Source organism: Mumia sp. ZJ1417 (genome assembly GCF_014127285.1).
Lineage (GTDB): Bacteria > Actinomycetota > Actinomycetes > Propionibacteriales > Nocardioidaceae > Mumia.
Map to the genome: position 1 here is coordinate 297,898 of NZ_CP059901.1, position 11,554 is coordinate 309,451.

The following is an 11,554-nucleotide window of genomic DNA, read 5'->3' on the forward strand; positions in this document are numbered from 1 at the left end:
ATGTATGAAGGGGTCGTCCAAGACCTGATCGACGAGCTCGGCCGGCTCCCGGGCATCGGCCCGAAGAGCGCGCAGCGCATCGCCTTCTATCTCCTCGACGCCGACCCGGTCGACGTACGCCGCTTCGCCGAGGTCCTCACCGAGGTCAAGGAGAAGGTGCGGTTCTGCGCGATCTGCGGCAACGTCGCCGAGTCCGAGACGTGCCGCATCTGCGCGGATCCGCGGCGCGACGCTTCGGTGCTGTGCGTCGTCGAGGAGTCCAAGGACGTCGTCGCGATCGAGCGCACGCGTGAGTTCCGCGGGCGCTACCACGTCCTCGGAGGGGCGATCTCGCCGATCGATGGCCGCGGACCCGACGACCTGCGCATCAGGGAGCTCATGCAGCGCCTTTCCGATGATGCGATCACCGAGGTCATCCTCGCCACCGACCCCAACCTCGAGGGCGAGGCGACGGCGACCTATCTCACCCGCATGCTCAAGCCGCTGGGGTTGCGCGTGACGCGTCTGGCCAGTGGACTACCCGTAGGCGGTGACCTCGAGTACGCCGACGAGGTCACCCTCGGGCGTGCCTTCGAGGGACGCCGTACGGTCGACTGACGCTGGGCGGACTGACGGACGGAGGCACGGGTGAGCGAGACGACGGACGACGAGCTGGCGGCGGTGGGCAACGCGTTCGCCGAGGACGTCGAGGCCGTGCTCGAGGGGCTGCGCTCGCTCGACGGGATGACCGATCCCGAGGAGGTCGTCGCGGGCCTTCTCGTCGAGGTGAGCCGCGCGCTCACCATCGGGGCGCGGATGGCGGCGATGCCGCGCCTGGTCCCACCCGACCGCTACGAGCCGGACATCGGTCCCGACATCGATCTCGACGACGTCCGCGTCCGTCTGGCCTCGGTGCTCGACGGGTTCGACACGTACGTCGAGGTCTTCGACCCGTACGACGACCCGGCCGCGCCCGCGGCGTACCGGATCTCCGATGACGTCATCTCCCTTGCCGCCGCGCTCGCCCACGGCATGCAGCACGCGCGCGCCGGTCGTCCGATCGAGGCGCTGTGGTGGTGGCAGTTCTCGTTCCTGTCGTCGTGGGGCGGCGAGACGACGTCGGCGCTGCGCGCGCTCCAGTCGGTCATCTCCCGCGACCGCATCGTCGGCGCGACGCCTGCGATGTCGCCCGAGGAACCCCCGCCCGACGCGCTCTGACCGGCCGTTCGCTCGGGTACCCGAGCGAACGTGCACCGACCCCACTGTGCACAGTCGGGTCGGTGCGGCTCTGCTGGGGTACCCCAAGCGGCGTGCGCCTAGGCTCGACGCATGACGCAGACCGACCCGTACCTGTGGCTCGAGGATGTTGACGGCGACCAGGCGCTCGACTGGGTTCGCGCCCGCAACGCCGAGACGGCGACCGCGCTGGAGTCGAGCGAGGAGTTCCGTGCGACCGAGGCGCAGATCCGCGAGGTGCTGGACTCGGACGCCAAGATCCCGCCGATCGCCAAGGCCGGGGACTGGTACTACAACTTCTGGCGCGACGCGCAGCACGTACGAGGCGTCTGGCGGCGTACGACCTTGGCGTCTTACCGCACCGACGACCCCGAGTGGGACGTCCTCCTCGACCTCGACGCGCTCGCCGACGCCGAGGACGAGAACTGGGTCTGGCACGGCGCGGCGGTCCTTCGTACGGGGCCGCTCGCGTTCACCCGCGCGTTGATCTCGCTGTCGCGCGGCGGGTCCGACGCCGATATGACTCGCGAGTTCGACCTCGAGACGCGTGACTGGGTCGCCGACGGGTTCGTACGGCCTGAGGCCAAGGGCGACGTGAGCTGGATCGACGAAGACACGGTCTTCGTCGAGACCGACACGGGTCCGGGCTCGATGACGGAGTCCGGCTACCCGCGCATCGCCCGCCGGTGGCGACGCGGCGAGCCGCTCACGGAGTCGGAGATCGTCTTCGAGGGCGCTCACGAGGACCTGTCAATCGGTGCGTTCCACGACCGGACACCGGGGTTCGAGCGCGACTGGGTGGTCCGCGCGACGTCGTTCTACACGTCGGAGCGATACCTGGTCTCGACAGGCTCGACCGGCGGAGGGGCGGGCTCGACCCTCACCAAGCTCGACGTCCCCGACTCGTCCGAGACCAGCGTCAAGCGTGACCAGATGCTCGTCGAGCTGCGCGACGACTGGGAGGTCGGTGGGCGGTCGTACGAGGCGGGGTCGCTGCTCGCGATCAGCTTCGCGGCGTTCCTTGACGGCGCCCGCGACTTCACCGTGCTATACGAACCGACACCGACGAGCGCGCTGGCGGGCTACGCGTTCACGGCGAACCGCCTCGTGCTCGAGGTGATGACCGACGTCCGCAGCCGACTCGAGATCCTGACGCCTCCGGCCGCGCCCGGCGGCGAGTGGGACCGCGTCGACGCGCGTCACGTGCCCGAGCTCGGGACGCTGCAGGTCGGGCCGGTCGACGCCGACGCCGACGACGCGGTGTGGCTCTACACGACCGACTACCTGACGCCGACCACGCTCAGCCTGCTCGATCTCGGGCCGCGCGGCGTCAACGCGAAGCCGGTCCCGCTGAAGTCGATGCCGTCGTACTTCGACGCCGACGGCCTCGTCGTCGAGCAGCACTTCGCGGCCTCAGCCGACGGGACGCGCGTTCCGTACTTCGTGGTCCGCCCCGACGACCTCGCGTACGACGGCACGGCGCCGACGCTGCTCTACGGCTACGGCGGGTTCGAGATCTCGCTGACGCCTGCGTACTCCGGCGGGCTCGGGCGCGCCTGGCTGTCCGACGGAGGCGTGTACGTCGTGGCGAACATCCGCGGCGGCGGTGAGTACGGTCCGACCTGGCACCAGGCGGCGCTGCGCGACCAACGGCACCGCGCGTACGAGGACTTCGCGGCGGTGGCGCGCGACCTCGTCGAGCGCAAGATCACCTCGCCGGAGCACCTCGGAGCGATGGGCGGCTCGAACGGCGGGCTGCTCACCGGCAACATGCTCACGCAGTACCCCGAGCTGTTCGGCGCCGTCGTCATCCAGGTCCCGCTGCTCGACATGCAGCGCTACCACCTGCTGCTCGCGGGCGCGTCGTGGATCGCGGAGTACGGCGACCCCGACTCGGGCGACTGGGAGTTCCTCGCGACGTTCTCGCCGTACCATCTGTTCGACGCCGATCGGCCGTACCCGCCGGTGCTCTTCACGACCTCGACCCGCGACGACCGGGTGCACCCGGGGCACGCGCGCAAGATGGCGGCGAAGATGCTCGAGGCGGGCAAGGACGTGACCTACTACGAGAACATCGAGGGCGGTCACGGCGGCGCAGCCAACAACGCGCAGGCGGCGCACATGTCGGCGCTGGCGTACCGGTTCCTCTGGTCCCGCCTCACCTGACGCCCGCGCGTCACTGCGCGCGCAGTCGCAAGTCACGCCGGTACGCTGCCGAGCATGACCACGACCCCGCCTCCGGCCCGCGACGGAATCGGCGCGAAGGCGCTCACGTTCCTCAAGCAGCGCTGGCTCCCGCTCGTGCTGCTGGTGGTGGCGATCGTGTTCGTGTTCCAGAACCGCGACGACACCACGATCAGCTTCCTGTTCCTCGAGTGGACCTCGCCGCTGTGGTTCACGCTGGCACTCGTGCTCGTCGTCGGGATCGCGATCGGCTGGGCGCTGCGCGGCCGCCGCGGCAAGCCTTAAGCCGTACGACCGCGCGACGCTCCGACGCGCGCCCTGTCCCACCCTGACCGACAATCGCCCGTAGAGCGGACCGGGGGGTGCGATGGCGGAGCGTGAGGCGGAGACGGCGGATGTCGACAGCCTTCCGTCGGCGCGGGTCTGGACGATCTTCGGCGGGCTGATGCTCGCGATGCTCCTCGCCGCGCTGGACCAGACCATCGTGTCGACGGCGTTGCCGACGATCGTGCAGGACCTCGGTGGTGGCGAGCACCTTTCGTGGGTCGTCACCGCGTACATGCTCGCCTCCACCGTCACCACGATGCTGTGGGGCAAGCTCGGCGACCTGTACGGACGCAAGAGCCTGTTCATCATCTGCATCCTGATCTTCCTGGCGGGCTCGGCGCTCGCCGGGACGTCGCAGACGATGGGCCAGCTCGTCGCGTGGCGCGCCTTGCAGGGTGTCGGCGGCGGCGGGCTGATGGTCCTGTCGCAGGCGATCATCGGCGACGTCGTCTCGCCACGGGAGCGTGGCCGCTACCAAGGCGCCTTCGGGGCGGTGTTCGGGGTAGCCAGCGTGGCGGGGCCGCTGCTCGGTGGATTCTTCGTCGACAACCTGTCGTGGGAGTGGGTCTTCTACATCAACCTCCCGCTCGGCGCGGTCGCCCTGGTGGTCGTGACCGCTGTCCTGCCGCGCATCCGCCCGGACCGCGACGCGCACATCGACTACGCCGGCATCGTCCTGATCGGGACGGTCGCGACCGCCATCGTCCTGGTCACCAGCCTCGGCGGATCGACGTGGGGATGGAACTCGCCGGAGGTGTGGGGCTGCGTGGTGCTCGCGGTGGTCGCCCTCGTCGCGTTCGTCTTCGTCGAGCAGCGCGCGCCGGAGCCGGTGCTGCCGCTGCGGCTCTTCGCTAACCGGGTCTTCACCACGACCTCTGGCGTCGGGTTCGTCATCGGCTTCGCGATGTTCGGCGCGATCACCTACCTGCCGCTCTACCTCCAGCAGATCAAGGGCTCGACCCCGACCGAGTCGGGGCTGGAGATGCTGCCGATGATGCTGGGTCTGCTCCTGACCTCGATCGGCAGCGGGCAGCTGATCTCGCACACGGGTCGCTACAAGGTCTTCCCGATCGTCGGGACGGCGGTCACCGCCGTCGGCCTCTACCTCCTCTCGCTCATGGATCGCGAGACCTCGACGCTGCAGTCCTCGGCGAGCATGTTCGTGCTCGGCCTGGGTCTCGGCATGGTGATGCAGGTCCTCGTGCTCGCCGTCCAGAACGCCGTGGAATACCGGGACCTCGGCACCGCCACGTCCGGTGCGACGTTCTTCCGTACGATCGGCAGCTCGGTCGGAGTCGCCGCGTTCGGCGCCGTCCTCACCAGCTCGCTGGGCAACGCACTCGCGCGGGACACCCCGTCCACGGCGACCGGCGCCTGCAGCGGTGATGCGCTGAAGGAGTCCGCGCTCGCGATCAGGCGGTGCCCGCCGGAGGTGCAGTCGTGGTTCCTCGACGGGTACGCGAACGCCATCCACGTCGTGTTCCTCGCAGCGGTCCCGATCGCGCTGATCGCGTTCGCCCTCACATGGTTCATCCCGGAGGTCCGGCTGCGGCGGTCCACCGGACGTACGGGCGCCGGTGACGCCACCGGCGAGTCGTTCGCACTGCCCTCGGGGCGGACGTCGCTGGAGGAGTTGCGCCTCATCCTGTGGCGCCGGGTCGGGCGGCAGGACCCGTTGCGGGCATACGAGATCCTCGTGCGCGACCTCGATCTCGCGCTGGAGCCGGAGGAGTGCTGGATGGTCACACGCGCGTCGCTCAAGGGGCCACGGTCGATCGCGACCATGGCGCAGCGGGCCGACGCCCCGCCCGAGACCGTACGCCGCGTCGCGGAGTCGCTGGCCTCGCACGGTCTGGTCAGCGTCGTCGGCGACACGGTCACGGCGACACCGGACGGCCATGCCGCGGCCGAGCGGATCCGTGCGCACGAGCGGGCGCGTCTGCAGCACTACATCGACGAGTGGGGGCCCGAGCCCGAGGTCGAGGAGCTGGTCGAGGAGCTGACCGAGCAGCTCCTCGCCGACGATCGGTCCACAGCAGGCCGCGGAAGGTGACCCGGGGGCCGTGGAAACCGACCCGGGGGCCGTGGAAACCGACCCGGGGGCCGCCGAAACCGACCCGGTTAGGAGGTGCGGCGGCGGAAGAGGCGCGCTGATGTCACCGCCGACGCCACGAGGATCAGCGTGCACCAGCCGAGCGCCCACCACGCCTGGTCGCCGATCTCGGTGCCCATCCACAGTCCGCGCAGCGTCTCGATGATCGGGGTCATCGGCTGGTGCTCAGCAAACCCGCGCAGCGCCGCCGGCAGCGTATCGGCCGGGACGAACGCCGTGCTGACGTAGGGCAGGAACGCGAGCACCATCGTGAAGGCGTTGGCGGCATCCTTGCTGCGCGCGAGCAGACCGACCGTCGCCGCGAGCCACGAGATCGCGAGAACGAAGGCGGCCAGGATGCCGATCGCGGCGAACCACTCGAGAGGGCCCGCGCTCGGTCGCCAGCCGATCAGCAGCGCGACGGCGATGACGAGCGTGGTCGCGATCGCGTTGCGGGCGACGCTGGCCACGACGTGGCCGACGACCACGGACCCCGCGGCGATCGGCATCGAGCGGAACCGGTCGACGATGCCGTTCGTCATGTCGTCCGCGACCGCCACCGCTGTCGTCCCGGCCCCGAAGCCGGCGCACAGCAGGATGATCCCCGGCACCACGTAGTCCACGTACGAGCCGCCGGTCGACATCGCACCCCCGAACACGTAGACGAACAGCAGCATCAGCGCCACCGGCAGCGTGAGCGCGGTGAAGAACGCCTCGGGGTCACGCATCGAGCGGGTCAGCCCGCGCCGGATCATCACGCGCGAGTCGAGGACGGTGTCGGTGACCCGGGCCCTCGTGGCGGTCGTGGTGGTGCTCATCGGTGGGCCTCCAGGGTCGGTGCGGTGAGGGTGAGGAAGACGTCGTCGAGGCTCGGTGCGTGCATGCCGACCCGATGGGGCAACGCGTCCGCGGCTGCGAGCGTGTCGAGCAGCACTCGCAGGGAGTCGGGGGTGCCGTTGCTGGGGACGTCGAGGGTGAGGAGCACGGGATCGGCGGTGACCTCGGTCGTACGGAGTGCGGCGCGCGCGGCCTCGTACCGGGCCCCGTCGCCGTAGGACAGGCGGACGACCTCGCCGGCGACCTGCGTCTTGAGCTCCTCGGGCGTGCCTTCCGCGACGATCAGGCCCCCGTCGAGGACGGAGATGCGGTCCGCGAGCTGGTCGGCCTCCTCCAGGTACTGCGTGGTGAGGAGCACCGTGACACCGGTGTCGGCGAGCTCGCGTACGGTCGCCCAGACCTGGTCGCGGCTGCGTGGGTCGAGGCCGGTCGTCGGCTCGTCGAGGAACAGCAGTGTCGGGGGGACGACCATGCTCATCGCGAGGTCGAGGCGGCGTCGCTGGCCGCCGGAGTACGTCGTGGCCCGGCGATCGGCGATCGTGCCCAGGTCGAAGCGGGCGAGGAGCTCGTCGGTGCGGGCGGCGCTCTCGATGCGGGACAGGCGCCGCAGTCGGGCCACCATCGTGAGGTTCTCGCGCGCCGTGAGCACCTCGTCGACCGCCGCGTACTGACCGGTGAGGCTGATCGCGCCCCGTACGGAGTAGGGCTCGCGGGAGACGTCGTGGCCGGCGACGCGTGCGGTGCCGCCGTCGTACCCGATCAACGTCGCCAGGATGCGCACCAGCGTCGTCTTGCCAGCGCCGTTCGCGCCGAGGAGCCCGTGCACGGTGCCGGGGGCGATCGCGAGGTCGACCCCGCGCAGGACCTCGGTGGATCCGTAGCTCTTCGTGAGGTCGGCGACCTCGACTGTGTATGTCATACGCTAAACCGTATACGGCATACGCAGATTGGCGCAAGGCTCTATCGTGGCTGCACCGAGGACAGGAAGGACGAGGAGGTGGCATGGCCGAGGACGAGGTGCAGCTCCCCGACGAGCTCGCCTTGCTGTGGGGACGTCGATCCAGCGGCCGCCGCGGGCCTCGCCCGGAGCTCGACGCGAGCGCCATCGTTGCCGCCGCTGTCGAGATCGCCGACGCGGACGGGCTCGAGGCCGTGTCGATGGCGCGCGTCGCCAAGCAGCTCGGCTTCTCGACGATGGCGCTCTACAGGCACGTCGCCAACAAGGAGGAGCTGCTCTCCTTGATGTGGAACGAGAGTGCCTCGGTCGCCCAGGTGGTCGAGATCACCGGCGACACCTGGCGCGAGCGGATGCGCTCGTGGGCGAGCCTTCAGCGCGACATGCTCACGGCCCACCCGTGGCTCGCGCAGATGCCGATCAGCAACCCGCCGATGGGGCCGAGCGCCTTCACCTGGATCGAGCGCGGGCTCGATGCGCTGACCGACACCCCGCTCAGCGACGTGGACAAGCTCCAGGCGATCGGCGCGATCAGCGCATACACGCTGGCCGAGGCGCGGATGGCGTACGAGGAGGCGACGGCGGCCGCGCGGAGGCGTGCAGAGGGCAAGCCGGTCGTCGCCTTCGAGAACGTGATCGGCCTCCTCGCCGACCCTGCGGTCTATCCCCACCTCGCCCGCCTGGCCGCGATCACGCCGACGATGCCTGCGGCCGGTGAGCCAGGTTATGAGGAGATGGTCGGGGCGAGCTACGACTTTGGCCTGGAGCTCCTCCTCGACGGCATGGCCGCAGCGATCGCCCGTGCGGGCGGTGAGGCTACGCCGTGAACGCGTGGATGCCCGCCGTCTATCGTCGCGCCGCGGCCCGTCGGGCCCCGTCGCGGACGGGGACCATCGCGGTGTAGGCCGTACCGGTGAGCATCGTTGCCTCCCTCGGCGATCGGCCCGCAACCCGAGACGCGCCCGGGTGCCGTGGGGCGCGCCGTTAGACTGATCTGGGCGCAGCGTGGCGTCCTGCCACCTGCAACCGAGCCATACGAGGAACCTCCGTGGGCATTGTCGTCCAGAAGTACGGCGGCTCGTCGGTGTCCGACGCCGCCAGCATCAAGCGCGTCGCGCAGCGCATCGTCGCCACCAAGAAGGCCGGCCACGACGTCGTCGTGGTCGTGTCCGCCATGGGTGACACGACGGACGAGCTCCTCGACCTCGCCCACGAGGTCTCACCGCTGCCGGACGGCCGCGAGCTCGACATGCTCCTGACCTCCGGCGAGCGGATCGCCATGGCGCTCCTCGCGATGGCGATCGGCAATCTCGGCCAGCAGGCACAGTCGTTCACGGGCTCACAGGCCGGCGTGATCACCGACTCGAGCCACGGCAAGGCCAAGATCATCGACGTCACACCGGGTCGCATCCGCAAGGCGATCGAGGAGGACGCCGTCGCGATCGTCGCCGGCTTCCAGGGTGTCTCTCACGAGAGCAAGGACATCACCACGCTCGGCCGCGGCGGGTCCGACACGACCGCCGTCGCGCTCGCGGCCGCCCTCGAGGCCGAGGTCTGCGAGATCTACACCGACGTCGACGGGATCTTCACCGCCGACCCTCGGATCGTCCCGACCGCACGCCGCATCCCCGTCATCTCGTACGAAGAGACGCTGGAGATGGCGGCCAACGGCGCTAAGGTCCTTCACCTGCGCTGTGTCGAGTACGCGCGGCGCAACAACATGCCGATCCACGTCCGCTCGTCGTTCTCCACCAAGGAGGGCACCTGGGTGCTGAGCGCGGAGCGGATCAACGAACTGCTGAATGAAGGTGAGGGGGAGGCCCCCGTGATGGAGCAAGCAATCATCTCCGGCGTTGCGCACGACCGCAGCGAGGCCAAGATCACCGTGGTCGGGGTCCCCGACAAGGTCGGCGAGGCCGCCCGCATCTTCGAGACGCTCGCCGACGCCCAGATCAACCTGGACATGATCGTCCAGAACGTCTCCGCGGCCTCGACCGGTCTGACCGACATCTCGTTCACGCTCCCGCGTGCCGACGGGCAGACGGCGATGACGGCGCTGGCGCGGCTCAAGGACGAGGTCGGCTACGCCCAGCTGCAGTACGACGACGGCGTCGGCAAGATCTCGCTCGTCGGAGCCGGGATGCGCACCAACCCCGGCATCTCCGCGAAGTTCTTCAAGGCGATCGCCGACGCTGGCGTCAACATCGAGATGATCTCGACCTCCGAGATCAGAATCTCGGTTGTCGTCAACGAGCAGCAGATCGATGATGCGGTGAGTGCTGCGCACCACGCGTTCGACCTGGACTCCGACGAGGTCGAGGCCGTCATCTACGGCGGCACCGGCCGCTGACCGAACGCAACAAGGAGAGACACCATGGCCAACGGGCTGAAGATCGGCGTCGTCGGCGCGACCGGACAGGTCGGCGCCGTCATGCGCACGCTCCTGGAGGAGCGTGCCTTCCCGATCGCCGAGATCCGCTTCTTCGCCTCCCCGCGCTCGGCCGGCAAGACGCTGCGCTTCGCGGGGCGTGACGTCGTCGTCGAGGACGCGGCGACCGCCGACCCGACGGGCCTGGACATCGCGGTGTTCTCCGCCGGAGCCACGATGTCGCGCGTCCAGGCGCCGCGCTTCGCCGCGGCAGGCGTCACGGTCATCGACAACTCGTCCGCATGGCGCAAGGACCCCGAGGTCCCGCTGGTCGTCTCCGAGGTCAACCCGGGTGACATCGCGAACGCCGTCAAGGGCATCATCGCCAACCCCAACTGCACGACGATGGCCGCGATGCCGGTGCTCAAGCCGCTGCACGACGAGGCGGGTCTCGTCCGTGTCGTCGCCAGCACCTACCAGGCGGTCTCGGGCTCCGGCCTCGACGGCGTCGAGGAGCTCGCGACCCAGGCCGAGAAGGTCGTCGCCGGCGCTCGCGCCCTCACGCACGACGGTGCCGCGGTCGACTTTCCTGAGCCCCAGAAGTACGTCGCCCCGATCGCCTTCAACGTGCTCCCGATGGCGGGCTCGATCGTCGACGACGGCTCGTTCGAGACCGACGAGGAGCAAAAGCTCCGCAACGAGTCGCGCAAGATCCTCGGCCTCCCCGAGCTGCGCGTCTCCGGCACCTGCGTGCGCGTCCCGGTGTTCACGGGCCACTCGCTCTCGCTCAACGTCGAGTTCGCAAACGCGATCACGCCCGACCGCGCCCGCGACATCCTCGCGTCCGCTCCCGGGGTGCAGCTGGTCGACGTGCCGACGCCGCTGCAGGCCGCCGGTGCCGACCCGAGCCTGGTCGGCCGGATCCGCCAGGACTCCAGCGTCGACGGCAACCGCGGGCTCGTGCTCTTCGTGAGCAACGACAACCTCCGCAAGGGCGCGGCGCTCAACACCATCCAGATCGCCGAGCTCATCGCTGCCCGCTGACGTGGCACTCCTCGTCCGCGAGCGGCGTCCCGAGGACGTCCCGACCCTGGTCGCCGTCCTCGCGGAGGTCCACGAGCACGACCGATATCCGATCGTCGGCACCCACGTCGAGCCCGGCTGGCTGACCGAGCCGGACGGCCCGGCGTGGGTCGCGGAGGTCGACGGCGAGGTCGTGGGCCAGGCGGCGCTGACGACCGGCGCCGATGCGGTGTCCCGTACGGCGCTGGGCGGGCCGGGCGTCGACGCCGTCACGTTGTCCCGGTTCTTCGTCGCGCCCTGGTCGCGCGGGACGGGCGCGGCCGCCGCACTGCTCGACACTGTCGAGACGTACGCCGGGGGCCGCAGCCTCGGGCTCGCGCTCGAGGTCGTCGCCCACAACGAGGCGGCCCGCAGGCTGTACGAGCGCCGGGGCTGGTCTCCGCTCGGGTCGTACGAGGTGCGCTGGTTCGGCGCGGACGGCCCGGCGTACGAGGCATATCGGTTCGTCCTGCCGGTGCGGGCCGCAAACTTCTAGGGCGCGGCGCTCGGCCTG

At 70.2% G+C, this 11,554-nt stretch carries 11 protein-coding genes; 9 read left to right on the forward strand and 2 right to left on the reverse strand.

Annotation, left to right across the window (positions count from 1 at the left end; all coding sequences use genetic code 11):
- The 5 genes from recR to H4N58_RS01410 all read left to right on the forward strand — a co-directional run bounded on the left by recR (position 1) and on the right by H4N58_RS01410 (position 5,779).
- Positions 1 to 597, forward strand: coding sequence for a recombination mediator RecR (gene recR / locus H4N58_RS01390; protein ID WP_167249366.1), 597 nt, complete (start codon positions 1 to 3; stop codon positions 595 to 597).
- 30 nt (positions 598 to 627) lie between these two features.
- Positions 628 to 1,197 (forward strand): DUF5063 domain-containing protein, encoded by a 570-nt coding sequence (locus tag H4N58_RS01395; RefSeq protein ID WP_167249364.1) that lies wholly within the window; start codon positions 628 to 630, stop codon positions 1,195 to 1,197.
- Positions 1,198 to 1,308: 111 nt separating this feature from the next.
- Complete coding sequence (locus H4N58_RS01400) at positions 1,309 to 3,381, forward strand: prolyl oligopeptidase family protein (RefSeq protein WP_167249362.1); 2,073 nt, start codon at positions 1,309 to 1,311, stop codon at positions 3,379 to 3,381.
- A gap of 54 nt (positions 3,382 to 3,435) precedes the next feature.
- Positions 3,436 to 3,684 (forward strand): LapA family protein, encoded by a 249-nt coding sequence (locus H4N58_RS01405; RefSeq protein ID WP_208322229.1) that lies wholly within the window; start codon positions 3,436 to 3,438, stop codon positions 3,682 to 3,684.
- A gap of 82 nt (positions 3,685 to 3,766) precedes the next feature.
- Complete coding sequence (locus H4N58_RS01410) at positions 3,767 to 5,779, forward strand: MDR family MFS transporter (protein ID WP_167249360.1); 2,013 nt, start codon at positions 3,767 to 3,769, stop codon at positions 5,777 to 5,779.
- Between the two features lie 68 nt (positions 5,780 to 5,847).
- Here H4N58_RS01410 and H4N58_RS01415 read toward each other — a convergent pair whose 3' ends face one another.
- Together H4N58_RS01415 and H4N58_RS01420 are read right to left on the reverse strand one after the other, a co-directional pair.
- Entirely contained in the window at positions 5,848 to 6,636 is a 789-nt protein-coding gene (locus H4N58_RS01415; RefSeq protein ID WP_243845038.1) for an ABC transporter permease, read from the reverse strand.
- Entirely contained in the window at positions 6,633 to 7,574 is a 942-nt protein-coding gene (locus H4N58_RS01420) for an ATP-binding cassette domain-containing protein (RefSeq protein WP_167001169.1), read from the reverse strand. The genes H4N58_RS01415 and H4N58_RS01420 overlap by 4 nt, the downstream gene beginning before the upstream one ends.
- Before the next feature lie 83 nt (positions 7,575 to 7,657).
- Between H4N58_RS01420 and H4N58_RS01425 the strand changes: the two genes are divergently transcribed.
- The 4 genes from H4N58_RS01425 to H4N58_RS01440 all read left to right on the forward strand — a co-directional run bounded on the left by H4N58_RS01425 (position 7,658) and on the right by H4N58_RS01440 (position 11,536).
- A complete protein-coding gene (locus H4N58_RS01425) occupies positions 7,658 to 8,437 on the forward strand; it encodes a TetR/AcrR family transcriptional regulator (protein WP_167001171.1) in 780 nt (259 codons plus the stop codon).
- 221 nt (positions 8,438 to 8,658) lie between these two features.
- A complete protein-coding gene (locus tag H4N58_RS01430; RefSeq protein ID WP_167001172.1) occupies positions 8,659 to 9,960 on the forward strand; it encodes an aspartate kinase in 1,302 nt (433 codons plus the stop codon).
- 24 nt (positions 9,961 to 9,984) lie between these two features.
- Complete coding sequence (locus tag H4N58_RS01435; protein ID WP_167249358.1) at positions 9,985 to 11,022, forward strand: aspartate-semialdehyde dehydrogenase; 1,038 nt, start codon at positions 9,985 to 9,987, stop codon at positions 11,020 to 11,022.
- A 1-nt stretch (position 11,023) separates the two neighbouring features.
- Positions 11,024 to 11,536, forward strand: coding sequence for a GNAT family N-acetyltransferase (locus H4N58_RS01440; protein ID WP_167249356.1), 513 nt, complete (start codon positions 11,024 to 11,026; stop codon positions 11,534 to 11,536).
- Positions 11,537 to 11,554 lie beyond the last annotated feature (18 nt).